At 51.1% G+C, this 25,856-nt stretch carries 22 protein-coding genes, 4 tRNA genes and 3 pseudogenes; 10 read left to right on the forward strand and 19 right to left on the reverse strand.

Annotation, left to right across the window (positions count from 1 at the left end; genetic code table 11):
- Window positions 1-109: 109 nt before the first annotated feature.
- The 3 genes from V2S86_RS10415 to cho form a co-directional block, all read right to left on the reverse strand.
- Complete coding sequence (locus tag V2S86_RS10415) at window positions 110-409, reverse strand: hypothetical protein (RefSeq protein ID WP_212559335.1); 300 nt, start codon at window positions 407-409, stop codon at window positions 110-112.
- A gap of 175 nt (window positions 410-584) precedes the next feature.
- Window positions 585-681, reverse strand: a tRNA-OTHER gene (locus tag V2S86_RS10420).
- Between the two features lie 84 nt (window positions 682-765).
- Window positions 766-1,617 (reverse strand): excinuclease Cho, encoded by an 852-nt coding sequence (gene cho, locus V2S86_RS10425; RefSeq protein ID WP_330762348.1) that lies wholly within the window; start codon window positions 1,615-1,617, stop codon window positions 766-768.
- Window positions 1,618-1,859: 242 nt separating this feature from the next.
- Between cho and V2S86_RS10430 the strand changes: the two genes are divergently transcribed.
- The 4 genes from V2S86_RS10430 to proP all read left to right on the forward strand — a co-directional run bounded on the left by V2S86_RS10430 (window position 1,860) and on the right by proP (window position 8,268).
- Entirely contained in the window at window positions 1,860-3,038 is a 1,179-nt protein-coding gene (locus V2S86_RS10430) for an efflux RND transporter periplasmic adaptor subunit (protein ID WP_330762349.1), read from the forward strand.
- 2 nt (window positions 3,039-3,040) lie between these two features.
- A complete protein-coding gene (locus V2S86_RS10435; RefSeq protein WP_330762350.1) occupies window positions 3,041-4,981 on the forward strand; it encodes a MacB family efflux pump subunit in 1,941 nt (646 codons plus the stop codon).
- A gap of 3 nt (window positions 4,982-4,984) precedes the next feature.
- Window positions 4,985-6,349, forward strand: coding sequence for an efflux transporter outer membrane subunit (locus tag V2S86_RS10440; protein ID WP_330762351.1), 1,365 nt, complete (start codon window positions 4,985-4,987; stop codon window positions 6,347-6,349).
- 416 nt (window positions 6,350-6,765) lie between these two features.
- Window positions 6,766-8,268, forward strand: a complete 1,503-nt coding sequence (gene proP / locus V2S86_RS10445) for a glycine betaine/L-proline transporter ProP (RefSeq protein ID WP_006322580.1) — start codon at window positions 6,766-6,768, stop codon at window positions 8,266-8,268.
- A 304-nt stretch (window positions 8,269-8,572) separates the two neighbouring features.
- Here the strand turns inward: proP and eptB are convergent, their stop codons facing one another.
- Window positions 8,573-10,225 (reverse strand): kdo(2)-lipid A phosphoethanolamine 7''-transferase, encoded by a 1,653-nt coding sequence (gene eptB / locus V2S86_RS10450; protein ID WP_330762352.1) that lies wholly within the window; start codon window positions 10,223-10,225, stop codon window positions 8,573-8,575.
- 449 nt (window positions 10,226-10,674) lie between these two features.
- Here eptB and V2S86_RS10455 point away from each other — a divergent pair, with 449 nt between their 5' ends.
- Window positions 10,675-10,989, forward strand: coding sequence for a hypothetical protein (locus V2S86_RS10455; RefSeq protein WP_330762353.1), 315 nt, complete (start codon window positions 10,675-10,677; stop codon window positions 10,987-10,989).
- Between the two features lie 1,226 nt (window positions 10,990-12,215).
- Here V2S86_RS10455 and V2S86_RS10460 read toward each other — a convergent pair.
- From V2S86_RS10460 to V2S86_RS10470, 3 genes and pseudogenes are all read right to left on the reverse strand, one after another.
- Window positions 12,216-12,842, reverse strand: a complete 627-nt coding sequence (locus V2S86_RS10460) for a hypothetical protein (RefSeq protein ID WP_442996143.1) — start codon at window positions 12,840-12,842, stop codon at window positions 12,216-12,218.
- 580 nt (window positions 12,843-13,422) lie between these two features.
- The gene (locus tag V2S86_RS10465; protein ID WP_330762354.1) at window positions 13,423-14,517 is read right to left on the reverse strand and encodes an acyltransferase family protein; all 1,095 of its coding nucleotides are present in this window, start codon (window positions 14,515-14,517) and stop codon (window positions 13,423-13,425) included.
- Between the two features lie 79 nt (window positions 14,518-14,596).
- Window positions 14,597-15,497: pseudogene (locus V2S86_RS10470) on the reverse strand (hypothetical protein); the annotation flags it as partial.
- 7 nt (window positions 15,498-15,504) lie between these two features.
- Here V2S86_RS10470 and V2S86_RS10475 point away from each other — a divergent pair.
- Window positions 15,505-15,585: pseudogene (locus tag V2S86_RS10475) on the forward strand (integrase); the annotation flags it as partial.
- 130 nt (window positions 15,586-15,715) lie between these two features.
- On the opposite strand, the gene V2S86_RS10480 reads toward V2S86_RS10475, so the two are convergent.
- The 6 genes from V2S86_RS10480 to uvrY form a co-directional block, all read right to left on the reverse strand.
- Window positions 15,716-15,801: transfer RNA gene (locus tag V2S86_RS10480), tRNA-Leu, on the reverse strand.
- Window positions 15,802-15,811: 10 nt separating this feature from the next.
- Window positions 15,812-15,885 (reverse strand) — tRNA-Cys (locus tag V2S86_RS10485).
- Window positions 15,886-15,941: 56 nt separating this feature from the next.
- Window positions 15,942-16,017 (reverse strand) — tRNA-Gly (locus V2S86_RS10490).
- A gap of 145 nt (window positions 16,018-16,162) precedes the next feature.
- Window positions 16,163-16,711 carry a CDP-diacylglycerol--glycerol-3-phosphate 3-phosphatidyltransferase gene (gene pgsA / locus V2S86_RS10495; RefSeq protein ID WP_330762355.1) on the reverse strand — a complete coding sequence of 183 codons (549 nt, stop codon included), beginning with the start codon at window positions 16,709-16,711 and terminating at the stop codon, window positions 16,163-16,165.
- Between the two features lie 57 nt (window positions 16,712-16,768).
- Window positions 16,769-18,601, reverse strand: coding sequence for an excinuclease ABC subunit UvrC (uvrC, locus tag V2S86_RS10500; protein ID WP_330762356.1), 1,833 nt, complete (start codon window positions 18,599-18,601; stop codon window positions 16,769-16,771).
- Window positions 18,594-19,250 (reverse strand): UvrY/SirA/GacA family response regulator transcription factor, encoded by a 657-nt coding sequence (gene uvrY, locus V2S86_RS10505; RefSeq protein WP_004942941.1) that lies wholly within the window; start codon window positions 19,248-19,250, stop codon window positions 18,594-18,596. Before uvrY ends, uvrC begins: the two co-directional genes overlap by 8 nt.
- Window positions 19,251-20,031: 781 nt before the next feature.
- Between uvrY and V2S86_RS10510 the strand changes: the two genes are divergently transcribed.
- Together V2S86_RS10510 and V2S86_RS10515 are read left to right on the forward strand one after the other, a co-directional pair.
- Window positions 20,032-20,256, forward strand: coding sequence for a DUF2594 family protein (locus tag V2S86_RS10510; RefSeq protein WP_006321715.1), 225 nt, complete (start codon window positions 20,032-20,034; stop codon window positions 20,254-20,256).
- A gap of 106 nt (window positions 20,257-20,362) precedes the next feature.
- Complete coding sequence (locus V2S86_RS10515) at window positions 20,363-20,704, forward strand: GlpM family protein (RefSeq protein ID WP_330762357.1); 342 nt, start codon at window positions 20,363-20,365, stop codon at window positions 20,702-20,704.
- Window positions 20,705-20,719: 15 nt separating this feature from the next.
- Here the strand turns inward: V2S86_RS10515 and V2S86_RS10520 are convergent, their stop codons facing one another.
- The 3 genes from V2S86_RS10520 to V2S86_RS10530 form a co-directional block, all read right to left on the reverse strand.
- Window positions 20,720-21,151, reverse strand: coding sequence for a hypothetical protein (locus tag V2S86_RS10520; RefSeq protein WP_330762358.1), 432 nt, complete (start codon window positions 21,149-21,151; stop codon window positions 20,720-20,722).
- 229 nt (window positions 21,152-21,380) lie between these two features.
- Entirely contained in the window at window positions 21,381-21,692 is a 312-nt protein-coding gene (locus V2S86_RS10525) for a hypothetical protein (RefSeq protein WP_330762359.1), read from the reverse strand.
- Window positions 21,693-21,988: 296 nt separating this feature from the next.
- On the reverse strand, window positions 21,989-22,687 hold the full coding sequence (locus V2S86_RS10530) for an extensin-like domain-containing protein (RefSeq protein WP_330762360.1): 699 nt from the start codon (window positions 22,685-22,687) through the stop codon (window positions 21,989-21,991).
- Window positions 22,688-22,926: 239 nt separating this feature from the next.
- On the opposite strand from V2S86_RS10530, the gene V2S86_RS10535 reads away from it, so the two are divergent.
- Window positions 22,927-23,286 (forward strand): hypothetical protein, encoded by a 360-nt coding sequence (locus tag V2S86_RS10535; protein ID WP_330762361.1) that lies wholly within the window; start codon window positions 22,927-22,929, stop codon window positions 23,284-23,286.
- 55 nt (window positions 23,287-23,341) lie between these two features.
- Here the strand turns inward: V2S86_RS10535 and V2S86_RS10540 are convergent, their stop codons facing one another.
- Window positions 23,342-23,497, reverse strand: coding sequence for a hypothetical protein (locus V2S86_RS10540; RefSeq protein WP_167669654.1), 156 nt, complete (start codon window positions 23,495-23,497; stop codon window positions 23,342-23,344).
- A gap of 128 nt (window positions 23,498-23,625) precedes the next feature.
- On the opposite strand from V2S86_RS10540, the pseudogene V2S86_RS10545 reads away from it, so the two are divergent.
- Window positions 23,626-24,308: pseudogene (locus V2S86_RS10545) on the forward strand (Ldh family oxidoreductase); the annotation flags it as partial.
- Here the strand turns inward: V2S86_RS10545 and V2S86_RS10550 are convergent.
- Window positions 24,239-24,667, reverse strand: coding sequence for a universal stress protein (locus tag V2S86_RS10550; RefSeq protein WP_004942906.1), 429 nt, complete (start codon window positions 24,665-24,667; stop codon window positions 24,239-24,241). The pseudogene V2S86_RS10545 and the gene V2S86_RS10550 sit on opposite strands and share 70 nt — an antisense overlap.
- A gap of 178 nt (window positions 24,668-24,845) precedes the next feature.
- Complete coding sequence (locus V2S86_RS10555; protein WP_330762362.1) at window positions 24,846-25,562, reverse strand: autoinducer binding domain-containing protein; 717 nt, start codon at window positions 25,560-25,562, stop codon at window positions 24,846-24,848.
- Between the last annotated feature and the right edge of the window lie 294 nt (window positions 25,563-25,856).

A 25,856-nucleotide genomic window follows, 5' to 3' on the forward strand; every position in this document is an offset into this window, starting at 1 on the left:
TTGGGAGCATTGCGCTATCAATATTCTTTCCTCAAACTATCACAAGTACAGTTTTCCCAGATAGATCAGTTCTACAATTTAAAATCGTCAACTGTTATACCTGCGACGGCTAACGCTGCAGGGAGTTTTTACCTTGTGCGAACATGAACATGCGCTGAGCAATATCGTCAGCCTGTTTGATTTTTTGCTTCTGAGGTTCATTACAACGCTGAATAGCGCGAGCGTAGGCGATCTCATGCGCCTGGTCGATCATCGCAATAATCTTGTCGCGTTCCTGTTTATCCAGGTTGCCAAGCAAGGTGGTGATTATCGCCTGATAGGCGTTGGAGGCAGCTGTCAGCGACGTCTCTCTGGCTTCGAGTGCTGCTACACGCTGCAATAATTCCTGCAGTTGATCGGACTCGGACATATCGACCTCCTGTTGCCGGGCAGCGAACCTGCCTGATTACAGTCTAGCAAAGATCGATAACAATACAGACGGGAGAACCGGTTACGGTAAAGCACACCCGAAAAACCCAACGAGGAGCCGATAGTGCAAATCAACCCGGGTGCGCTTTACGATAACCGAACTTAAAGGAGGAAGCTGGCGCGCTATGCAGGACTCGAACCCGCGTCTATCAATTTTGTAGCCAATACAAGCCATTAAAAAACCAATCACTCTGCCAACTGAGTTAATAGCGCATTCCTTCGCTTCGGGGCGTCATTATCCATATCAATGCTATGGGATCAAGCGATCGCTTGATTTTGCAGATAAATCTGACCCGCTCAGCGACCCAGTTCAATGATCGGATAATGCCCGCTCATCAATGGCTTGCACAGGATCTTGTAGCCATCGCTGTCAAAATGGCTCGCGGTTCGCTGTAGCGAATCGGCCTGTTGCAACGCGCCGACGCTCCCCAAATAGAACCAGTTATGAATCACATGATACTGGCGCAAAGACGCCCCCTGCTCCTCCAGAGCCACTCGCCCGGCATAAGGCCATGTGGTGATCCGCATCTGTTGCAGCGCCGCCGCCAACCGTTGCGCATGTTGCAGATCCGATTCGACACCGCAGCAGGCACCCGCGCATTTTCGCAGGCTATACCGGAAACAGGCCCGCCCGGCGGACAGTTTATCGATACCCAACTTGCCGTAGCACAGGCGCTGCTCATCAGCGATGGCCCGTAACTTTTCCAGCGCGGCAGTCCGGTTGGCAAAAAGCCCATGCAGATTAGGTGTGGCGGCAAAATCAATGTCTTTGGCATGTACAATGCCCACTCGGCCGCGATCCAGATGCAATGAACAGAGCTGCTTCGAACGGCGCAGGCGTTTGTTGAACAGCGGCTGTTGCTGTTTGATCAACTGCGCTTCCAGCAGTAAAGCCCCCACTTCACCGGCCGTTTCATGAAAACTGATGCGCTGGGTTTGCCGCAACAGCCGAGCCTCATCCTGCGTGCGAAAATGCGCCATCACCCTGCTGCGGATATTAACGCTTTTGCCGATGTACAGCGGCATGCTGTCGCTCAGGCCATGAAACAGGTACACGCCCGGTGACCTGGGCAACAACTCAAGGCTGGTGCGCAGATGCTCCGGGTACTGATAAATGTCGAGCTCCGGCTCGAGTCGGTTTGGCATCATAGTGGCGAATCGCGATCTTTGTTAATCAACACAACTGGTTTTTTATACAGCAAAACGCTTGCATGCTCAAATTGCATCCATGATAAATTTTCTTTGATGATGTTTATGAGAATAATATTTATTATCGACACTGCGGCGAAAACACGTCACGCGTTTATCGCAAGTTAAAGCTGAGGATGCCATCATGGCACCTCTTGGGATCACGGCTTTACCGCTGTTAGGGAAAACAAAGGCAAACCATCATGAAACTCACTTCACGCCGCTTGGCGTTTGTCGCGGCCGGCGCTTTGCTTGCCGTGTTGCTCATCGCTTTGGCGAGTTATCTGCAACGTCCCCCGCAGACACATTATATCACCGCGCCGGTTCGTCTGGGCGACATAGAAAACGTCGTACTGGCAACCGGTAAAATGGACGCGGTTGAACGAGTCGACGTCGGCGCGCAGGTTTCGGGCCAGGTCAAATCCCTGAAGGTCAAACTGGGCGACCGCGTCACCCAAGGCCAGCTGATTGCCGACATCGATGATCTGCCACGGCGCAACGATCTGCGCAACGCCGAAGCGGCGCTGAACGTCGCCAAGGCAGATTTGCAAGCCAAACAAGCGCTGATTAAGAAGGCAGAATCCCACTTTAAACGCCAAAAGCGCATGCTGAATGATGAAGCCAGTTCACTCGAAGAGTTTGAGACCGCGGAAACGACGCTTACCACCACCCGTGCCGAACTGATTGCCCTGAATGCGCGTATCGAGCAGGCACAGATTGAAGTGGATAAGAAAAAGGTCGATCTGAGTTATACCCGTATTCTGGCACCGATGGATGGCATCGTGATTGCGGTAATTACCCAGCAAGGCCAGACGGTCAACGCCAACCAGAGCACGCCCACCATAGTCAAACTGGCTCGGCTGGAGCTGATGACCATCAAAGCGCAGATCTCCGAGGCAGACATTACCCGCGTTTCCGAGGGGCAAAAAGCCTATTTCACTATTTTCTCCGAGCCGGAAAAGCGTTACGAAGCCACTCTGCGCACCGTAGAACTGGCGCCGGAATCGGTGATGAAAAACGACTCGCTCTCCGGCGGCAGTTCTGCCTCCGGCTCCGGCACCTCCAATGCTTCGGTGTATTACAACGCGCTGCTGGACGTGCCCAACCCGGATAACCGGCTGCGCATCGCCATGACCGCGCAGGTTTCACTGCTGTTGGACGAAGCGAAAAACACGCTGCTGGTACCCATTCAGGCCGTGCGTAAAACCGAAGATAAAAAACAGCAAGTGCAAGTGCTGACCAGTAATGGACGGTTGGAAATGCGCGAGGTAAAGACCGGTATTACCAACAACGTCGATATACAGATCCTTTCGGGTCTGAAAGCCGGTGAAACCGTCGTGCTGATGCAAGAAATCGCCAATCCTGGCGAGGATGGCATCTAACTATGAAAAATATCATTGAACTGAAAGGCATAAGCCGTACCTATACCAACAGTACCCAACCGCTGACGGTGCTCAAGGACATCGACCTGACGATCGCCGCCGGGGAACTGGTCGCCATTATAGGTGCCTCCGGCTCCGGCAAATCAACGCTGATGAATATCATGGGCTGCCTGGACGTGCCGGATCGGGGCGATTACTACATCGGCGGTCAGAACGCCGCACATCTTTCGCCGGACGAACTGGCCAGGCTGCGCCGCGAACACATCGGTTTTATTTTCCAACGCTATCATCTGATGCCGGATATCAGCGCGCTGGGCAATGTCGAGATCCCGGCGATTTACGCCAACAGCAGGCGCGATCAACGCCGCCTGCGAGCGGCACAATTGCTGGCGCGACTTGGCCTGGAAGGCCGTGAGAACCATAAGCCCGGCCAGCTCTCCGGCGGCCAGCAACAGCGCGTCAGCATCGCCCGTTCCTTGATCAACGGCGGCGAAATTATTCTGGCGGATGAACCGACCGGCGCACTGGACTCCAAATCCGGCCAAGAAGTGTTGGGGATCCTGAGCGAATTGAACCAACGCGGTCATACCGTGGTGATCGTCACCCACGATATGAAGGTGGCCCAACATGCACAGCGCATTATTGAACTGCAGGACGGTGAGGTTATCGCAGACAGCGGCTGCAAATCCCCCGCCCCGCCGCAGGCCCCCTCAAAAACCATCCGCGCAAGACAAGGCTACTGGCAAAGTTTGCTCGATCGCACCCGCGAATCGCTGCAAATGGCGTTGAAATCGATGAATGCCCACCGTTTGCGCACCGCATTGACCATGACCGGCATCATTTTCGGCATCGCAGCGGTGGTGACGGTGGTCGCCCTGGGCCAGGGAGCCAAACAGCGCACGCTGGCCAGCATCAGAGATCTTGGCACCAATGTCGTCAGCATTTATCCCGGCCGCGATTTCTTCGATGACGCCATCGACAGCATACGCACGCTGGTACCGGCAGACGCTGATGCGCTGGCCAGCCAGAGCTTTGTTGACAGTGTCAGCCCTGAAGTCGGCACCTCGGATTCCATTCGTTTTCGCAGCAAATCGGCGACAGCCTCAATCACCGGCGTCGGGCGCGACTATTTCCGGGTTAACGGCCTCACTTTATTGCAGGGCACCACCTTCCGTAACGATCGTAATGCGCTGCTGGAAGTGATTATTGACGAAAATGCTCGCAACTCGCTGTTCGGTGATTTCGGTATAGAACCGCTGGGCCAAATCGTGTTTCTCGGCGCGGTACCGGCCCGGGTAGTCGGCGTAGTCAAAAGCAACCAGGATTCCGCACCGAACCGCATCAGCGTGTGGATGCCCTATACCACGGTGATGTACCGCATGGTGGGCAAGACGACGCTAAGCAGCATCGGCGTGCGATTGAAAGACAACGTCGATAACGAAGCCGCCGTCGGCGCCATCAGCCAATTGCTGATCCAACGCCATGGCGTTAAAGACTTTATGCTGTTCAACCGCGACAAGTTTCGCAAATCGATCGAGCACGCGTCGATGACCCTGAGTCTGTTGATCCTGATGGTGGCTTCGATCTCCCTGATCATCGGCAGCCTCGGCGTGATGAACATCATGCTGGTTTCGGTCACCGAGCGAACGCATGAGATTGGCGTACGCATGGCGGTAGGCGCCAGGCGCAGCGACATCATGCAACAATTTATGATCGAAGCCGTTCTGGTCTGCCTGATTGGCGGCGCATTGGGCATTGCGTTGTCGTTCGCCGCCGGCTCACTGTTTACCGCGCTGGCGGGCGGCATGCTCACCGCCATCTATTCCTGGCAGGCCGCCTTTGTGGCCTTTTGCTGCTCCACCCTGATCGGCATGATCTTCGGTTATCTCCCAGCCCGCAAAGCGGCGCGGATGGATCCGGTCAATTCACTGGCCAGCGAGTAACTCATGAAAATTTTGACACCAATAGCCTTATGCCTCGCAGCCCTGCTCAGCACAGGCTGCGGCAACGCATTGAAAAGCGATTATCAAACGCCACAGGTGAACTACCCGGAGCACTGGCAGGAAAGCGCCGATGCCGCAGGCCCGGTTCCCTTTGACTGGCGAGACTTCCAGGATCCTCAGCTTGACAGCTGGTTACAGCGGGTCATGGCCGGCAATAATGATTTGGCCGCCGCCGCGCTACGCGTTTACCAGGCCCAGTTAGAGGCTCAGCGGGCCGATATCGCCACCGCTCCGGGCGTGTCGGCAACGCTTAATGGCGCCGCCGGCACCTCACTTTCTCACTCCTCCCCCTGGAACAAAAGCAGTGGCGCCAGTTTAGGCACCCACTATGAAGTCGACCTGTGGGGTAAACTGGCGCGTCAGCGTGACGCTGCCGAATGGAGCCGACAAGCCACGCAGCAAGATCTGCAAAGCGTACGCTTGGTGTTGCTCGCCAGTGCCAGCAAGAATTATTGGCGGTTGGGCTTTATCAATCAGCGAATCGGCATCAGCCAGCAGAGCATCGCCTACGCCCAAGAGACTCTGCGGTTGAGTAAAGCCCGATACCACGCAGGCAGCGTCTCATCGCTGGATGTGGTGGATGCCGAACAGAATCTGGTTAGTCAGGAGAGCAGCCATTTGGCGCTGCTGCGCGAACGTCAGCGGGCGTTGAACGAACAGACGCTGCTGCTGGGCGCACCACCAGGTAATGCCGCGGTTGCCCCCGCAAGCTTGCCGATGGGCCGGCTGCCGCAGATCAATGCCGGTATTCCGGTCAATGTGCTGCGACATCGCCCGGATATCAACGCCAAAGAGCTGAGGCTGCGCGAGGCGTTAGCCAACGTTGACGTGAAGCGCGCCCAGTATTATCCAGCCTTCAGCCTGACCGGTTCATTGGGCACCAGCAGCAGCGCACTGCTGGAGTTTCTGCGTAATCCGATGGCATCGGTGAGCGCGGGTTTGTCGCTGCCTTTCCTCGAGTGGCGGCAGATGAACGTTGACATCAAAATCGCCCGTAACGATTACGAGTTGCGGGTGTTGGAATTCAAACAGGCGCTGTATAAAGCCATGGCCGACGTAGACAATGCTTTATCGTTACGTGCCCAGTTGATGGCACAGGAACAACGTTTGCAGACGGCGTTGGCGCTGGCACGCAAATCTGAACGGTTAAACGAAATCCGCTATCGCCAGGGCGCCGTATCTATCACCTTCTGGCTGGATGCGCAGAATCGCCGCCGGCTGGCGGAGCTGGCGCTGGATGAAAACCGCTTTGAACAGTACCAGAATCTGGCGCAAATCTACCTGGAATTTGGCGGTTCATCCCAATAACTCAATGGCCTGGCACCTATGCCAGGCCTTGATCCACAGCAACAAAACGCATTAATTTTACCCGTATCCTTTCCGGTTCCTCCTATACTTTAGCCATCCTGCCCACTGACAAAAAAACATCAATATGCGCAAATATCAACCTGTTTTGGCGCTATTTTGGCGAAAATGCATAAGATAAACTGCTAAATTTGATCGTCAGTAGATATAACGTTAAGCTATAGATGCAAAATAATTAGTCACCTAAATGACATATTCTCGCTAAAAGCGGGCACATTACGTGATTCGCATCACACAAAAATGGCAGCATGGGATCTCTTTAAATGGAGATCAGATTAGCCACACTGATAACTGGGCAGAAGAAAGTGAACAAGGATTGCGAATTCACGTACGACTAAAATTGATTAAGGGATGATTATATGAAGTTAAGAAAAAAACGACATAAGCCGATGCATATTAATGACATCACCATCATCGACGACAGCAAGCTGAAGAAAGCGATCACCGCGGCGGCATTAGGCAACGCGATGGAATGGTTCGACTTCGGTGTCTACGGCTTCGTAGCCTACGCCCTTGGGCAAGTGTTTTTCCCTGGCGCCACTCCCGGCGTGCAGATGATTGCCGCATTGGCAACGTTCTCCGTTCCCTTCCTGGTACGTCCGTTAGGCGGTCTGTTCTTTGGCGCGATGGGTGATAAATTCGGCCGCCAGAAAGTCCTTTCCATCACCATTATCATCATGGCGGTGAGTACCTTCTGTATCGGCCTGATCCCTTCATATGCCTCGATCGGCATCTGGGCACCGGTGCTGTTGCTGCTGGCCAAACTGGCGCAGGGCTTCTCGGTGGGTGGCGAATACTCGGGCGCGGCGATCTTCGTCGCTGAATACTCGCCTGACAGAAAACGCGGCTTTATGGGCAGTTGGCTTGATTTCGGCTCCATTGCCGGATTCGTGCTCGGCGCAGGCGTAGTGGTGCTGATTTCCAGCATCGTCGGGGAAAGCAACTTCCTCGACTGGGGTTGGCGTATTCCGTTCTTTATCGCTGCACCACTGGGCCTGATCGGCCTGTATCTGCGTCATGCGCTGGAAGAAACCCCGGCGTTCCAGCAGCACGTAGAGAAAATGGAGAAAGAAGACCGCGATGCCATCGGAAACCCGCCGAGGACCTCGTTTAAAGAGATTGCGGCCAAACATTGGCGAAGCCTGCTGGTATGCGTCGGTATCGTGATTTCCACCAACGTAACCTACTACATGCTGCTGACCTACATGCCGAGCTACCTGTCGCATAACCTGCACTACTCGGAGGATCACGGCGTACTGATCATCATCGCCATCATGATCGGCATGCTGTTTGTACAGCCGGTGATCGGCCTGGCCAGCGACCGCATTGGCCGCAAGCCGTTTATCATTGGCGGCAGCATCGGGCTGCTGTTGCTGTCGATACCCTGCTTTATCCTGATCAACAGCAACGTGATTGGCCTGATCTTTGTCGGCCTGCTGGTGTTGGCCGTGTTGCTGAACTCCTTCACCGGCGTGATGGCCTCTACGCTGCCGGCGATGTTCCCGACGCATATTCGTTACAGTGCGCTGGCGATTTCGTTCAACATCTCGGTTCTGGTCGCCGGCGCTACGCCGACGGTGGCCGCCTGGTTGGTCGAATCGACGGGTAACCTGTATATGCCGGCGTACTATCTGATGGTGGTCGCGGTGATTGGCCTGATCACCGGCCTGTATATGAAGGAAACCGCCAACAAACCGTTGCGAGGTGCTACCCCGGCCGCCTCGGATCGTACGGAAGCCAGAGAGCTGCTGCAGGAAACCTACGACAACATCGAACAGAAGGTTGAGGATATCAACGAGCAGATTGCCGAGCTGGAGAAGAAAAAGCAGACGCTGATCGACCAGCATCCAAAACTGGACTAAAACTCCATCGTCCTCGGGGTTGATGCCGCTCGGTTAAGCACTACATGATCGGTGAGCACTCCCATAGACCAGTAAAAATCCGTAATCTCAGTGAAGGTTACGGATTTTTTTATGCCACTTACTCCGGCAATCGAAAGCTGGAAAAGAGACCTGAATACCCTTCTGGCTACGGGATAAAAAGCGGCTGGGGGATAAGCCGCCATCATGCGGTGCATGATCGAGCCAAACCCGCGTTAACAGACATCGCCACGCGATTTTTTTAGATAAAAAAACCGCCTTGCGGCGGTTATTGTGACTTCCGGGATCAGTTCACCTGACACCAGTTGTGCGGCTTCACGATACCGCCGTCCGGCGAGGTATAGCCGATGCAACCCAATACGCTGTCGAACAGCTTCTCATGGAATACCGGCGTTTTGGCCTGCTGCAGCACCTTCAACTGATTAAACGCCGCTCGGTGATCGGGCTGGCTGAGAAATTTGTCGGATGCCCAGACCATGATGGGAACGGTACGCTGTTCCTTCGGCGCATGATCGCGCGGGGTGCCGTGGAAATGCATATTTTCCGAGATCGACTCCCCATGATCCGAGGCGTAAAACACAATGGCATTGCGGTTACGCAGTTGATTGAACACCTGCTCGAGGAAATAATCGGTGTACAGCAGGCTGTTGTCGTACGAGTTGATCATCTCTTCCGTGGAGCAAGCATCATCAATGCCCTGGCACTCTGGTTTGTAGCGGGCGAAAGCGCGAGGATATCGTTCGGTGTACATATAGTGCGAGCCCTTGGTATGCAGGATGACCAAATGCTTACCCTGCGGATGACGGCCCAACGAATCCTGCAGCTCGTCAATCAGCGCCATATCATCTACCGGCTTACCGACATTACGTTTTTCCGCCTGAATGCTTTCTCTCAGCGCATAATCATCCGCCTGAGTTTTGTTATAGAACCAGGCTTCGCTTTGCATCGAAAACAGCTCCGAAGAAAAGCCCTGTTTTTTCAGCACCGAAAACACGTTCATTTCTTTCAGCGTCCGCTGCGGCTCTTCAGCAGCACCGCCTTCGCGCACGAACATGCAACGCAGAGATAGCTTGGTCGAGGTGTCGCAGGAATAGCCTTGCAGCACCGCTAGGTTGGTTTCTTTATCAAGATAGGGCGTGTTGTCGCGTTGGTAGCCGTAAACCCCCATGTGATCACGTCTGGCGCTTTCACCAATCACAAACACCACATAGAGATCGTTCACGTCTTTCGGCGGCTGATAGGTAAAATGCGCGGCCGGATCGAACAGATTACGGCTATCTTCCGCCTGACTGTAAGAGCTGTAGGTCAGCAGCCCCAACGCAGAAAGCCAGTTGGACGGCGAATAGCTGCCGGCGACCACACCGCCGTAGCTGGCCATCAGTTGGTTATTTTCCCGATCGTGGCGATCCTGCACCTGCCCCATCAGTTGAAGTGGCAACCAGCAGCACAGCCCGGCGGCCAGCATGATGCCGCCTTTTTTAAATAGTACCGGCCAGTTGCTGCGTTTCAGTGTGGCCTCGTGCATCGGCGCCAGCCAGATGAACAGCAACGGCAGCAGGCTCACCACCACCATCCACACGCCAAAATGCCAGCCGACCGATTCTTTGGACAAATCAACATCGGTAGTCATCACCGCCGCCAGGATGCCGTAGCCGATATCGACGTGGAACAACACCATATAATAGCTGGCGGCAACCGAACTCAACACCAGCAATGATGCCAGAACGCGGAACAGCCGACGCCCCAAAAACGAGATCAGCAGAGTGATAAAGCACACCAGACTAAAGGCCGCGACGACCTCAATGCCGATCGACAGTACATTGTCGTAATTGAGTTGCTGATAACGGCGATAAAATATGGGGATATTGAGCAATACACCGAGATAAAACGCGATAAAGAAAGAGACCTGCAACTGGGTCCAACGTCGGAACTTCTGCATTATTAATACCATTCTCGCCAAAGTGAGTTCATAACTGCTTACTGACACAGGTTGTGGTTGAGGGCTACGCGCTCATCCTGCTATTGAATGGTAATCTGACAGATAATTCGAGCCGATGTTGCCATCGCGAGGAGTTTTAACGCTGTTATACTGTAACAAACCGTGTGCAAAGGGGGGGTATTCATCAAACCAGTTTGCAGTTCGGGGGGCGGGTAAGTGATTCGCACTCATCGTGTTTGCCGCCTCTGAAACCGCCACTCAAGAGTTTTGGCGCACAGCCTGATGTGAATCAGCCCCCAATGCCTGCCCATTGATTCATTTAAGCCAGTTCAGATTTCCGAAGCCGTTACATGAGGTTATTCCTAATTAGCCATCTGGATTGCCGCTGCCTATTGATAGGAATATTCTTATTACGCTATCGTTAATCTACCGCGAAGGCATGCACCTAAGTGGAATTGGCAGTATTTTATTTTTTAATGGCTTCTCAGCCCGTTTCGGGCAGCGCTTTAAATTTCACCAGCGGTAAAAATACTATGATTGACTACTCTCTTTACGGTCTCGACGATAAAGACGTCGAGTTGTACCGTGAACAAATATACAACCTTGTCGGCAAGAGCGTTGTCCAGGTGCTCTTATCCAACAAAACCATCACCAAACAAAGCATTCTCGCCCATCTGATCAAAGAGATCGAAAGACAGCCCGAGGACTATTGCCAAAAGCTGCACAGAGCCGCTATCGAAGTCATTGGGGTTAACGGTCGTTAGCAAGAATGTGTGCGGAAATAAGACCTGTGCGCCGTCACCGTTCGGGCAGTTTTAGCCCCGGTGCTGCACCACGAATAAGGTACCTATGCCTGAAACTCGGTGAGGGGTGCGAAGAGCGAGTGATGAGGGGAAACGATATCCGACTATCGGAACAACGTTAAATAGTCGGATATCGTCTCAATTGCGTTACTTGGTGGATGCCCACATATTGACGGTGTTGTTAGTCAGACCGATATTCGACCTGACTAAAACACTCTGGGCCGCTGACGGAGAAAGATGTTGAACCAGGGCAACACTCATTCTTTCGAAGAATTATCGCTAGCGGCACTCACCCGTTATCGCATCTTTTCCTTGAGGGCAAATATCGGAGCTTTGCGGAATCACACCCAATAGGGATCCCAAAGACCCTGAGCACCCAGACAGCATTACAATCACCAATAAAAATAATCCCCCTCTCATCCAACGCCCCTTCTCTTTTTTTACTCTCTGGTTATATATCACTTATCGTTAACCGTCTTAAAAAACTGCCAGATTTTATGAGAAAATGAGGCCTTCCCCGACATTTCTAGCCGAAGATTAATCCTACGGCCGTCCGGAATGTCCATAAAATTAGACAATTGGGAGCGACTATCAGTGATAGCTAAAGCGCTGCCTTTGAAAATAAGGGAGAAACAGTGTCTATGCCGTAAGACGTTTCGAATCTTGACAGCGATCTATACGGCAAGTAGGCGAGTTCTGGCCACAAAAACCTTGAGTCAACAGCGAGGAACATGATGAAGAGGAATTTCAGGCACAGAAAAACCGCCTTCCGGCGGTCACGACATTACCGCTTATTGCTTTGATTATTCTGGAATTATTTTTCCTGGTACCCGGAGCGGGACTTGAATCCGTAAAGCCAGAAATTGGGGGGTTAAATTCATTTCTTTCATATTTAAAACAAGGGTTTACGTGAAAAACAAGAGCATGGGTCATTAATCGTACATTTAAAATTCATGTAGTTATATTAAGCTTCCGTCACCATGTGACGAATCACTATTTACATAATTCTATTATTTACACGCCTCAGTAGTCGCCAATAATTCACGTTCGTATCCAATCAACTGATGCCTTTCTGCCCGTAATGCACGTATCTGCGTGTCGATATCCCATTCGTTGATCGTGCGTGTTTCCTGCCGGCGCTTCTCCATTTCTGCTGGCGTGAATCGTTCAGCCCAGGCGCATTCTGCCTAACAGTCAACCATCGTTCCCGGCGGCTCAGCAAAAGCAATCCCGTAGGCCGTCAGCTGATAATCGATGCGCTCAACGAGCAGACGCGCCCCGATGTGGATGCCAACAAAAACGTATTCTGGCTGAAACGGCAGCGAGTAGCTGCTCACTGTGGCCTTCTTCTCCTCAATGCGGAATTCTTTCTCAAATGGCTTGATGGTGAGACTGTCGGCGCCCATAGCTTCAACCTCGTCGTAAAGGCTGTCGTGGATATGCGGGGTACCGATGAAAAGTTTCCGGCCGACCGGCACAAGGATGTGGCTTTGTTCGCCGAGACGGTAACGCAGCTTTTCACGTGCCTCCGGCGTTTGGATATTTCGCGGGGCTTCGACGTCATCGCTTTGGCACTCGTCGGCGCGGGCCGATGTGACATTAGAGAGGATATCTTTCGCGTATATGCTGCCGTTTCGCATATCCAGAGAGCCGTTAACCCACCACTGCTCTACGGTACCCTGGCCATCAGGCAGCATGTCTTTTGTCAGCGGGTGATCCCGGAGTACGTTCTGCGTGTCGCGACTGGTCTTGCATGCGGTGCCTTCGGCCTCGGATGGGGAAAAATTCGATACTGGCGATTCTGGTAATATCACCAGGCGTTATACACCGCCAGAAGGGTGGATTGCCCGAAACCACGGAAACAGCGGAGCACCACAAGCTCCCCACGGAGCTCCAGCCAGTGGCAAGCGCGATAATGGCAGTCCGGAACATCCCGCCCCACCTGCTCCACCCACATGATGAAAAAGCGACGAACGAAATCATTTTTTCCGCTGCTGCAGGCGTTCGATAACCTCTTGTGCCGCGCGGTCAGCGGCGGATACCTGTTGCCCAAGGCGAAACGCCTAGTCGTCTGGCTCGTCACCCTCTTTTGGCGTACCGCCGCGCGTGTGCATGCCAATCAGCGAATGCACCTTCACCAGCAGCGTAAGCGATGCCGCTGCGTTCTTCTTGCACCAGTAGCGACGCCGCGCTCCTGCTTGGTGTGTTTGTCGAGTGGCTTGTCTGAGCCCGGCCAAGTATCCGGATCAACTTCCTCGAGCACGCCGTCGGCTAACTTATCACTCAGTGCGGTTAAGTGGGTTCTGTAATCGCTGTGCATAAAAAAGCCCTATGGTTGACATAGGGCCATGATGTAGTAGGTGGCTAGTCAGTTTCCTGACTATTTATTGTCGCCTATACCGCCGCTTGTGTAATTTTCTTCCCCAAATTCATCATTGGCAATTCAATAAATTTAAATGTGAATATAGAAATCAATAAAGAAACAAGAATTGACAGAGGGACAAGCATTAAATAATTAATGCCTACTGTCACTTCCATTTCGACAAAAGCGTAAAGGGCGAAGTAAATAACAAGCATATGAACCATATAAACAGAGTAAGAAACCTTTCCAACTATTTTCATAATTCCATTGTCGAGGGTTCGTGTAATCAAATTCTTTCTTTCACTTTTCATGCTTATCAATACTGCGAAGAAAGTTGAAAACCAAATAAGGAATCCAATTGACTCCTTTTTCATCAAAAGTAAAGTGGTAACAACAACCAAGAATGCCGTCACTTTCAATTTAGCAATGGTAATGCTTGGGAAAATATCACGATAAAAGAAGAATGAAATAAACCCGATCAAGAACGCAGCCATGCTACCACCAGCAAATGCCTTGTTATGCAGCACTTTACTTAGAAGTATCATCGCCAAGACAAAAGAACCAGCCAACAAAAACGATCTGGTTGTTGGGGATGTGAAAAGCTTACCAAAAAAAACAAATAGCACAGGAGCAATCAAATAGAATTGCCACTCCACCGACGCACTCCAAGCCTGACCAACTATTGTTGTACCAGCGAGTGGAAGTATTCTCTCTGGAATAATCCCCTGAAGCAAGAATAGGTGAGGGAGGACATGAGCAATCTGGTTGCTAAGATAAGTATCAACTTGATAAATTCGATGCTCTGTTGAAGGGGAGAAAGGTGCTATTGTTAATATCTCCCTGTAGAAATAAATGCTTGATATAGACATAGCAAGCACAACAAGATAAATAGGAAATAATCTCATCGCCCTTTGGGTAAGATACGTTTTATACGAACTGCCATTCTTGTTCAAATAGTTAAAAATAACAAAGCCGCTGAGAACTATAAAAACATCAACTGCAAAATCATTCATTAAAGTGATTGGTACTAATTTTGTCATTGAAGGTATGGCCTCATAAGCATGCCCGGCCACCACCCATAACGCCATCATACCCCTGAGGCCGTCTAGTTCTTTGATGTGTTTCATTTTTATAAATATCAACCACAACAATCCTAAAGATAGTTAAAACATTACAGCTTTATTGTAAAAAATTCCATAAAAATTATTAGCGCATCCTTGGATCAACCTGATTAATCAACGGTGCTATCCAGAACAGGCTATTGCCGGGCAATAACGTACGAGCATTATGCAATACTAAATCACCCGCGTCGCCATTCAGCACCCTGGAAGTGACGTCAGTCAGCGTATCAAGCAGGCCAAACATTGGCCCCAGTGCCGAACCTATAAACCCCCGACTGGCGTATCGTGATTGCTTTCTGGTACCACACAAAGCGCCCAGCCCCCCCACCGGAGGCTTTCTCTGCTATGTTGTTGCCCAAGAATACCTGATCTGTCCAATCCCTCCAGCACCATTTTTTGAGGGGACATATCGACTTCTTTTCCATTCGCCGCTTGCTTTAATGCGTATGTGACTGCCCCAAGCCCAATCTGGAAAGCTGTACAGTAATAAAACTGTGCGGTGCCTTTCTGAAGCCAGCCCAATATCCCACGATTGTAGGATGCCGTTGCAAGGGACTTAACTGGAATACGGTTTTGCCCTGCGGGGTGCTGGCCCATAACGGCTTATCACCAATGCCAGACGTAATAACGGTGTTATTGACGTCTTTCAAAACCACCGATTGGAACGCACCGGCGACGTGTTGGTCATCCCATTTTTCAAAGTTGCCAACATGCCAACCGTCAATAACTTCACCGTATTTCTGAAACTCGCTGCGGATACGCCCCGCTATATTGGGGTTGATACCAAGCTTCGTCAGTTTTTTCGCAGTTACCGATCCAGACATGATGCTGTCTGACGTGATCACGCCATTCACCGATTTGTTCATGTCGTCAAAATGCTCCATCAGCGTTAGCTTGCCAAACGCATCCGGGACGCGCTCCAGGCGTGTTTCCACTGCTGCCATACTTGACGAACCATCCACCAAGTCAGCCATAGTGCGTGCGCGGGCACTCGGCCATAAAAATGCCAGTCAGACAGCGATTTATGACCGCAAAGTGAAAATAGTACCGGTAGTGGGTAATCAGAAAGGATGAATATTTATGCTGCTTTCAGTTTTTATCTTCTGAAGATGTTCTGAAAAGTGATTTTGGGCACAAAAAAACCGCCTTCCGGCGGTCACGACATTACTGCATATTGCTTTGATTATTCTGGAATTATTTTCCCTGGTACCCGGGGCGGGACTTGAACCCGCACAGCCATAAGCCGAGGGATTTTAAATCCCTTGTGTCTACCGATTTCACCACCCGGGCTCGGGAAAATTGGAGGCGCGTTCCGGAGTCGAACCGGACTAGACGGATTTGCAATCCGCTACATAACCGCTTTGTTAACGCGCCTTAATTCTGCTGCCTTCTTCAGGCCAAAGCTCGTGAAACACCAGCTTTGTTTAATTTGGAGCGGGAAACGAGACTCGAACTCGCGACCCCGACCTTGGCAAGGTCGTGCTCTACCAACTGAGCTATTCCCGCATCAATCAGAACTTACTGATTTTTTTGCTATCTTTCGGCGATTCACCGCTGCCGTCTGATGCGATGCATTCTACTTACCTGACGTAATGAGTCAATAAAATTGTTGTCTCATCGCGTTTGTTTGACGATTTTTGCAGCGCTTTGATCAGGGTTCAAGCAAATCTTTCCGGGCAGCGTTCAAATATTGGAACATTGACCAGAAAGTCAGCACGGCCGCGATGTACAGCAGGCCGAAGGACACATATTCAACCGTACGTTCCGGGCGCCACAGCAGCCCCACCAGCGACATCATCTGCGCCATGGTTTTGACTTTGCCAATCCACGACACCGCCACGCTGCTGCGTTTACCTATCTCCGCCATCCACTCACGCAGCGACGAGATGATGATTTCGCGCGCAATCATGGTCGCCGCAGGCAGCGTAATCCACCAGGTGTGGTAGTGCTCCGCGACCAACACCAGCGCCACCGCTACCATCACTTTGTCCGCTACCGGGTCGAGGAAAGCCCCGAAACGGGTGGTTTGCTTCCAGCGACGGGCCAAGAACCCATCAAACCAGTCGGTTATGGCAGCAAATACAAAGATGATGGCGCAAACCATCGGAGCCCAGGCGAACGGCAGGTAAAATGCCAGAACAAAGAATGGGATCAGAACTACGCGAAACAGAGTAAGCCAAGTCGGTATATTCAATTGCATATGCTACGGTAACTATCTGGCTGGAGTGGGAATTAAGAGTATGTTGCTACATTGCCCTCAGTGTTTCAATGCATTGTAGATCTTTTCTGCCAATGCTTGTGAAATACCCGGCACTTTTGCAATTTCCTCAACGCTGGCGTTCAATAATGGTTGAAGTCCGCCCATATACTTCAACAATACCTGTCGTCGTTTTGGCCCAACGCCGTCGATGAGCTCCAACGCGCTGGTATTTCTGACTTTTGCCCTTCTCTGCCGGTGCCCGGTGATCGCATGGTTATGCGAATCATCACGGATATGCTGGATCACATGCAGTGCCGGCGAATCCGAAGGCAGGGAAATCCCCTCCCCCTCAGGAACAAAGAACAGCGTTTCCAGGCCGGCTTTGCGATCGGCACCTTTGGCAATACCAATCAGCAAAGGTTTGTTTTTATCCCAGGGAACGTTCAGTGAGTTGAACACCTCTATCGCCATGCCAAGCTGCCCCTTGCCACCGTCGATAAAGATAACATCCGGGATTTTTTTCTCTTCCAGAGCTTTACCATAGCGTCGTTTCAGCACTTGCGCCATGGCGGCATAGTCATCTCCTGGCGTAATGCCGGCGATATTATAACGCCGATATTCCGAACGCAGCGGCCCGTTGCCATCGAACACCACGCAGGAAGCGACGGTCTGTTCCCCCATGGTGTGACTGATGTCAAAACACTCCATGCGATTAATCTCGGAGAGATTCAGGGTCTTCGCCAATTCCGCCAACCGCTGATGAATCGTCGACTGTTGCGAGAGCTTGGTTGTCAGAGCGGTCGCAGCGTTGGTGCGCGCCAATTTTAGGTAGCGCGCACGATCGCCACGCGGTTTGCTTTGGATCTGGATCTTGCGGCCAGCCAACTCGGAGAGCGATTCCGCCAACAGGTCTTTTTCCGGCAGATTGAAGTCCAGCAGAATTTCCGCCGGCAGGGTGCGTGACTGGCTTCCCTGTAAATAAAACTGTCCGACAAACGTCTGTACCACTTCGCTCATCTCGGTACCGCCCGGTACCTTCGGGAAATAGCTGCGGCTGCCCAACACTTTACCCTGACGGATAAACAACACGTGCAAGCAGGCCATGCCGGCTTCAAACGCCACGCCTATCACATCCAGATCGTCGCTATTGCCCGAAACGAACTGGCGCTCCGTCACGCGCCGCACCGCCTGGATTTGATCGCGGATACGCGCCGCATCTTCGAAGTTCAATGCCTTACTGGCGTTTTCCATCCGCTCGATCAACTGATGCAGCACTTGCTGATCTTTGCCGGACAGGAACAGGCGCACATAGTCCACCTGCTGTTGATATTCTTCCTCACTCACCAACCCGGCGACGCAAGGCCCCAGACACCGGCCGATCTGATACTGCAAACAAGGGCGCGAGCGGTTGCGATACACACTGTTCTCGCACTGACGTATCGGGAATAGCTTCTGCAGCAACGCCAGTGTCTCACGCACGGCGTAAGAGTTGGGAAACGGGCCGAAGTATTCACCCTTGGCATGTTTGGCGCCACGATGAACGGCCAGCCGCGGATGACTGTCCGCACTAAGAAAGATCAGTGGATAGGATTTATCGTCACGCAAAAGAACATTATATCGCGGCTGGTATAACTTTATGTAGTTATGCTCCAGTAATAGCGCTTCTGTCTCGGTATGCGTAACAGTAACATCTATTTGTGCGATATTTTTAACCAACGTCTCGGTTTTTCGGCTTCCTACCTGCAGACGGAAGTAACTGGCGAGGCGTTTTTTCAGGTCTTTGGCTTTACCGACGTAGATAACCGTACCAGTAGCGTCATACATGCGATAGACGCCGGGCTGGCTGGTAACGGTGCTTAAAAATGCTTTGGCATCAAAACGGTCACTCACTGCTTAACAACGTCTCCGCATTGAACAATCCGTGTCGGATAGCCAGGTGTGTCAGTTCGACATCACCACTGATATTCAGTTTGCTGAACATACGATAACGGTAACTGTTCACCGTTTTAGGGCTGAGATTCAGTTGCTCCGAGATCTCATTAACCTTTTTGCCTTTGGTGATCATCAGCATTATCTGCAGTTCACGTTCAGACAGACAGCTGAACGGGGTTTCCGTCTGTGGCTCCAGTTGGCTCAAAGCCATCTGCTGGGCAATATCCGACGCGATGTAACGCTGGCCTGCCTGCACCGACCGTATGGCGTTAACCACATCCTGCGGCGCGGCCCCCTTGCTCAGATAGCCTGCAGCACCTGCCTGCATCACCTTGGCAGGCAACGGATTTTCAGTATGAATAGTCAACATGATGACTTTAACGTCGGGCGCGTAACGTACAATTTTGCGCGTAGCTTCCAGCCCGCCAATGCCCGGCATATTCATATCCATAAGAACGATATCTACAGCATTGCCACGGCACCATTTCACGGCATCTTCACCGCACTGGGCCTCCCCGACAACTTTTATACCTTTGATATCTTCAAGAATGCGTCGTATCCCTGCGCGCACCAGTTCGTGGTCATCAACAAGAAGAACGCTAATCAAGGAAAAATCTCCAAAAAAAGGGAGTAACGCAGTCAGCCTCTGTTATAGCCTGAGATATTACTTGTTTTTCGGCCAAGAATGAACAGAGATTAATACTAACTCCCGATTAACTTTGCGAAACGGCGCTGATTTTTGAATTTTAGTCATCTACACCACCCGATAAAGCGGTTCTCTGCGGGTCAAAACCCCACAGTGTAAATATTACTGAGTGCGATTCCACCTTAGGATACCGCACTCATCATAAAGTGTGGGTAAAATCAGTGTAAGCAATAGCGACATAGATAATATTAACACGAGCACAGTTATGTTGTAATTTATTGAAATAAAACAAAACGATGATTCCCTTCCGCCACCTCTGGAAAAATCGTCGCAAAAGAAAATTATTCAGTATTGACTTATGTGTCCAAGAGCATGACAGCCCCGCTGATAATTAAAACAGCCCGTAAAAGTCGATAATAACATGCCGGGAAAATGCTTATTAACCTCACCGAAATAACGGCTCTCTTATTCTGCCCCATCCGGTTGCCATACGGATACCCCATATTCATTAGTCCATTGCGCGTCGACGCTATACCCCACAACCGATAGTGGCCTCATTATCTATCGATAACCGCAGAATGGCACGGTTCCAGCTCTATCTGTGCAGATGGATAACGGATGCTATGCTATACTCCGCGCCCAGATAAATACGCATCTGCATGCCAGAGTGAATGAAATCGGTGCTGATGCGCATCAAAATGCATATTGTTTCAGGCTATGGCCCAAAAAATCAGGAGAGAAAATGAGCAACGTTGATTTCACTACGTCTGCAAACCCGGAAACGCTGGCGACAGAAGTCGCCTGTCTTAAAGCAACGCTGACGCTGATCCTGAAATCGATCGGGCAGGCTGATGCCGGGAAAGTCATTATCAACATGGAACGCTTTATCGCACAGATTGAAGACCCGGCTCAGGCCGAAATCTTTAAAAACAGCATCCAACAGATTAAACACGCTTACCGTCAATAAACTGTCGTCCATCCGGCCTGCTCTTCCTGCAGGCCCGTTTCTTCGCGAGTGATTGATCTCCCAAATTTTTTCGGGCAGTGTATTTTTATTTGCGCCAGAGAAACCTATGGGCATCCTCGTTAAAGCGCTGATCGGCGCTTTGGTAGTCATCTTAATCGGTCTGCTGGCTAAAAGTCGCAGTTACTACATCGCTGGTCTGGTGCCACTGTTTCCCACCTTTGCACTGATTGCCCATTACATTGTCGCCAGCGAACGATCGATCGAGGCGCTAAGAACCACGCTGATTTTTGGCATGTGGGCGGTTCTGCCCTATCTGGTGTATCTGATCTCGCTGTATTTGTTTATCAACAGCATGAGATTGTCTTGGGCGCTGGGTGCGGCGGTGTTGTGCTGGATTGCTGCGGCGTGGCTATTAATTACGCTGTGGGGATGGTGGCAGGGGCGCTGACTGCGCCCCGCCTGATTACGGCCTGCCGGCCTGCAGCACAAAGCCGCGTTGCATATCGCCCGCAATGCGGAAGTAACGGCTTTCACCGGCACGCAGCGTCATCGGTAACCGGCCGCTGGTGTCGCGCCAGATACACAGGCTATTTTCGATCATATCCTGCCCGATGCTGACTTCGTTATTCCCCACTGGAACCCGGAACTCGGCCTTTTCTTTTGCCGCCAGCGATGCCGCAAATTCCCCATTGATATAAACCCCGGTGCGGCAACTCCCTGCCAACATCCCGCTGTCACGCACCACCACCACCGTAGCATAAGGCGTTTGCGGCACGTTCTGATAAAGCATCAATCGACTGGGCGGCGGCAACTCGGCCTGTTGCGGCGGAACCGCCTGCGTGGCGCAGCCAGACAGCAGTAGGCTGGTAATAAGTAACACGGCGTAATGCTTCATCCTGAGCTCCTGGAAAAAACCAATCTTTATAGTAGCAAGAGAATGGGCTGCAACAGTAGCAGCAGCGCGTGATCAATAGAAAAATAGGATAACTTCCAATAGGCTGGGGAGAAACACGGCGCAGAACGTATTTTCACTGCCCATCGCGGCAATGACAGAAAGACCACATACGCACTAAGAAAAATCTTGGTTATTATCTTGAAATAGATAAGATTTTTCCTCAATACATTTAAAATTTAATCATACGTTTCTTGATGTCATCTTGAAAAATCCCCCTCATATAGTTAAATCCGTCCTCAGTGACATACACCCGCGGGTAGCCGGTTTCCGACAGCCCAATCACCATGTATCCTCGACTGATCATCTCTGGGGAAGGTGCATTCATCAACGTAAGAAAACCGCGCCCCCGACACCATTGATAAAAACGGGTACGGCCATAACCTAACCCATCACCAACGTCGGAAAGATTTTTCAACCGGGCATAATCACCTGATAATGAAGATAATTTAGCATTATTTTTAGGCATTTCATTTTTATTCAAGAAATAAAACTCCCTTTTCACGCCTTAATTATTATGAAAATCATGAATCGCCCCTGAATCTAAAAAATTTACAGGTGAATTGCAATCACATTACGAATCATTTGAATCAATTTTTTAATTATTACAGGTTGAAGAATTGGATCGGTTTTCACATACCAACTCAGCACTTAAAAAAGCTTATGCCGCCAATAATAAAACAACCCTCTTAGGTAAAAATCTTAAAATCATCCCAATGAAATCATAAAAAATCATAATCAAGGTATTAGTTCTTTATTGCTCGTTTCCGTCATTAATATTCATCTGCACAGTCCGTACCCCCGCATGCCAAAGTGAAAATGATTTGCGTGAGCGGCATTATATTCCGGGCCTAAGGCGCTGCCAAAAAATCCGCATCCCTCTTTGAACAAAGTTCTCAGATAACCTCCTGCAGTGTTTTGCTCTGGCCAGTTTCGCAATATTGTCAGCCGTTTGCCATTCGCCAGCCGAAAACCGGCAATATCCCAAGCCTCCGCAGTGGCGTGCTCACTGAGCCTTCCCACCGGTCGATGGTAAATATTTCGACAGGCGTAGCTGCCAAGATGATCAATACGCGCCAGCCTCACGCCAAACTGTCGTTGCGCCTGCGGTTCGGCTATTTGCCCAACGAACATTGCGCTGCTTAGCGCCAGCGGGCAACTGGCAAGAAAGCTGGAGCTGAGACGCACCTCACCAAAATTTTGCACCCGCACCGGTGCAACCAGCGGGCATTCGCCCTGACTGTCGCCAGGCAGGCTAAAGCCTATACGCCCCGCGTCTCTGGCCTGAGTCAAAATAGCCATGCAGGCCTCGGGATCATTGGCCAACAACCGCAGTTTAAGGCGTGTGACCAGGGTTGGAGGATCGTCCAGCGTCAAAGGAGCGAAAGGATGATAACCGGGTGGCAAATAACGGCTTGCCCAAGGGATCAGCAAAGCCAGCGCCAGTAATACCGAAAGTAAAACGAGCGTACGTCGCATGCCATTTTCCCCTTAGCCAAAAACATCAGTATATACCCGCCGCCTTACAGGCAGCAGCGTTGTTGGCTATACCCCGGAAGACAGAATGTATGGACCTCTCCCGAGTAACCTCAATCTTACCTAAACAATAACTATTATCATTTCCAATTTTAACATCAGTTTATTACACTCCTGTCTTGCGTTGCCTAGGATGATTCTTAGCACGCGTATTGAGGACGACAGAAAGAGTTAGGGAAACCATGAAGACGTATAATTTTTTGATTATTTTGCCATTCTTGACATTGACCGCCTGCACCCAATGGGAAAAACCCGGCGCTGGCCCAACCACCCGCGATGCGGAATATGCTGAATGCAAAAGCAAGGGGTATGACCGTTTTCCACCAGATATGGTGCGTGACTTTGAGTTCGCCTACGAAAACCAATACAAGAGTTGTAAAAAAGACAAGAAGGATTGCCCAGAAGGTTACCGTTACGAAAAACAGCCCTCATTCAAAACGGTGCAGAATGATCGCAATGAGGCCGCCCGCTCGGCGACCATCGAGGCCTGCATGTATGGCAAAGGCTGGCACGAGAAAACCTATTACTGGCCACAGTACTGACAGCGCAGTCAACGGGTTCGGCATGCCGAACCCGGACACCCACCTGAACCGGAAATTATTGATCGTCACCATGCGGCATACCGGTCTTCGGTTTAGGTTTATCTCCCTCTGGTTTTTTATCCTTTGCCGCCGATAGAGCACGGCCAATCAGCCATAGCAACAGCGGCATCAGCAACAGACACAGCGCCAGCGTTATCAGTGCATTTGTCATCCTTTGCCCACCCGATCTCTCTGGTTATTATGCCTGAGTGTAGCATGCTTATCCGTCGCTCTCGGTGCGGCCAAGCCGCACCAGCATTTCTGTTCTGGCCGGCGTCAATGGGATCCGCGGAGCCTCCAACGGCCAGCCATACCTGGGTCCCCCGCCGGAGGAACCCGTCCGTTGTTCGGCACTAACCCTCTCGCCTTTGGCTGGCAACGCCCACCCTTTATCTTTGATATGACCACCAGCGCCGCGACACGCGGTGAAATCGAGCTGCGCCGTCGCGCCTGCAGGCCGCTGCAGTAAAAAGGGGGAATTGATGATTAAGGGCAACCTTCAACCGATCCGGGCAGCGTGTTGCAGGGCGCGATGCTGACCTTTGGCGGCCATATGGGATCGGCATTGGCGACAATGATCAAGCTGCTCGCCGGGCCGTTGATTGGTGATATGACCAGTAAGGAATCGCTGGCCTACGATCGGCAGACCGGTTGCTCGCCCTACCGGCAGCGAATTGATTATCGCTATGGATCCCGATCGTTTTATGGGAGCCGATAAAGCGCTTCACTTTGCCAGAGCGGAAGCCTTGTTCGCCGATATGTCCGGGCAAGGGGCGCGCATTCCAGGGGAACGGCGTTTTCAGATGCGGCAATACAGCGAGCAGCACGGCGTTGCCTTGCCGCTCGCGTTGCCTGAAGAAATCGTGGCAATGATACAGGCCCGCCAGCTGAACTGCGGGCCTGAGTTAACGAATTATCTGACCACCATGACCGAGATATTGGCGTGGCGCACAATCGCCGCTGCATTGGATCCCAGCAGGTAAGTTTTCACGCTCGGACGGCGCGAACCTATGATGATCAAATCCGCTTTGATTTCCTCAGCCAATTCCAGCACCTGATCGCGCGGGGAGCCAAAGCTGATGGTGTAATCCAGACGTTCCAGCGGAATATCAATTTCCGACATGATCTTCTTGAGCTTATCTACCGCTTTGACTTCCGCTTGATTCTCAAACTCCTTGATGCCAAACGAATAGGCGGTAACGAACGCTGAAGCGTCCGGCAGCGCGTGGAAGAAATGTACTTTGGCACCGGAAATTTTCGCCAGGTACTCGACATTCTTCAAGGCATGCTCTGTCAGCAAATCTTCTTCGATATCTATCGGCACTAGTATGGTCTTGTACATATTACATCCCTTCTATGTAAACCTTGGTGCCTATAGGGTACTGCCGGGAGAATGGTGCGTGAACCGCTTTCTCGCGCTTTTGTGATCGCCGGTAACTCCTGGCCGGGATAATCGGTTATTTAACAAAATATAAACATAGCGAGGTTAACGGCTAGTCGATTAATTATTGCAATATCAGTTAAATGAGTTGCAAATACACCGCTTTCGCCGTGGCGGCAGTTTTATTGGCAACTGACAATTTTTTAATGGAATTACCGATGTGAAAATTCACCGTTCTTTCACTCAACCCCATAAGCATGGCAATTTCCTCTGAGGTTTTGCCTTCGCTGCACCAGCGTAAAATATCCTTTTCACGCAACGTCAACACGTCTTTGATCGCCTCGTCGTTCACCGATATTAATGCTTCGCGCAACGTTTTATGAGTAATCTGCGCCAACCACAGGAAAAAGGTTTCGTTACGCGCACCGGCCTCCAGCGACTGCTCAGGGATTTTTTTGCCGGCAAAGGTGAGAATGCCCAACCGACCGTAGCAGTCCTTGATTGACTGTGACCAACCTTCACGGATACCGAACTGTGCCATACGCCACCACAGCTCCGGTTTATCTTGATAGAACTCTTCGTCCCAATGAAACTGCAGCGTGGAATGATGGGCCTGGTCGATAACCGGGTCCTGCAAATACACCCTCAGCTTGCGGTAGTCCTCCAGGTATTCTGCAGGGTAATTCCCCTCTATCAGCATTTTGGGCCGGCTGGCCGGGTAGCAGGAAAACACAATATAGGAATAGTACTCAAAGCCCAGTGCCTGGGCGCAGGGTTCCAGACGACGTAAAAAAAGCTCGCGGTCGTGCACACTGTCGAGTAAAGCGTCCATCGAAGGCTGAATACGGGTGTCCATAAAACACGTTCTCCAGAAAGACCGGGTAATCGATAAGTGACATTAACTATAGTGGGGGCATCAGGGCTACAACAGCCGTTTCATAGTATAAAAAATACAATGGCTATAACAAAAAAAGCTATCATTACCTCTATCGCTAATAAATAACGCGTTAAAACCGCCCCCTGACTGATAAATTACGCGAATACCATAAGCACCTATTATTGTAAACCTGTCACTTTTACCGTTAGACAGCCATCTCACCACCCATTACTTTCGCTTTAGACACCCAGTGTCGTTCCAAATCCAAATAAA

Origin of the sequence: Serratia sp. C2(1), from assembly GCF_036352655.1 — a bacterium.
GTDB lineage: Bacteria > Pseudomonadota > Gammaproteobacteria > Enterobacterales > Enterobacteriaceae > Serratia > Serratia inhibens.

What these genes read in the sequence shown, in the direction of transcription:
- V2S86_RS10540 (WP_167669654.1), bottom strand. Translation starts at nt 23,497, where the DNA reads ATGACAAATGCACTGATAACGCTGGCGCTGTGTCTGTTGCTGATGCCG.
- pgsA (WP_330762355.1), bottom strand. Translation starts at nt 16,711, where the DNA reads ATGCAATTGAATATACCGACTTGGCTTACTCTGTTTCGCGTAGTTCTG.
- V2S86_RS10550 (WP_004942906.1), bottom strand. Translation starts at nt 24,667, where the DNA reads ATGTACAAGACCATACTAGTGCCGATAGATATCGAAGAAGATTTGCTG.
- V2S86_RS10415 (WP_212559335.1), bottom strand. Translation starts at nt 409, where the DNA reads ATGTCCGAGTCCGATCAACTGCAGGAATTATTGCAGCGTGTAGCAGCA.
- V2S86_RS10515 (WP_330762357.1), top strand. Translation starts at nt 20,363, where the DNA reads ATGGGCATCCTCGTTAAAGCGCTGATCGGCGCTTTGGTAGTCATCTTA.
- V2S86_RS10435 (WP_330762350.1), top strand. Translation starts at nt 3,041, where the DNA reads ATGAAAAATATCATTGAACTGAAAGGCATAAGCCGTACCTATACCAAC.
- V2S86_RS10530 (WP_330762360.1), bottom strand. Translation starts at nt 22,687, where the DNA reads ATGCGACGTACGCTCGTTTTACTTTCGGTATTACTGGCGCTGGCTTTG.
- V2S86_RS10465 (WP_330762354.1), bottom strand. Translation starts at nt 14,517, where the DNA reads ATGAAACACATCAAAGAACTAGACGGCCTCAGGGGTATGATGGCGTTA.
- V2S86_RS10520 (WP_330762358.1), bottom strand. Translation starts at nt 21,151, where the DNA reads ATGAAGCATTACGCCGTGTTACTTATTACCAGCCTACTGCTGTCTGGC.
- V2S86_RS10430 (WP_330762349.1), top strand. Translation starts at nt 1,860, where the DNA reads ATGAAACTCACTTCACGCCGCTTGGCGTTTGTCGCGGCCGGCGCTTTG.
- proP (WP_006322580.1), top strand. Translation starts at nt 6,766, where the DNA reads ATGAAGTTAAGAAAAAAACGACATAAGCCGATGCATATTAATGACATC.
- cho (WP_330762348.1), bottom strand. Translation starts at nt 1,617, where the DNA reads ATGATGCCAAACCGACTCGAGCCGGAGCTCGACATTTATCAGTACCCG.
- V2S86_RS10440 (WP_330762351.1), top strand. Translation starts at nt 4,985, where the DNA reads ATGAAAATTTTGACACCAATAGCCTTATGCCTCGCAGCCCTGCTCAGC.
- eptB (WP_330762352.1), bottom strand. Translation starts at nt 10,225, where the DNA reads ATGCAGAAGTTCCGACGTTGGACCCAGTTGCAGGTCTCTTTCTTTATC.
- V2S86_RS10510 (WP_006321715.1), top strand. Translation starts at nt 20,032, where the DNA reads ATGAGCAACGTTGATTTCACTACGTCTGCAAACCCGGAAACGCTGGCG.
- V2S86_RS10535 (WP_330762361.1), top strand. Translation starts at nt 22,927, where the DNA reads ATGAAGACGTATAATTTTTTGATTATTTTGCCATTCTTGACATTGACC.
- V2S86_RS10555 (WP_330762362.1), bottom strand. Translation starts at nt 25,562, where the DNA reads ATGGACACCCGTATTCAGCCTTCGATGGACGCTTTACTCGACAGTGTG.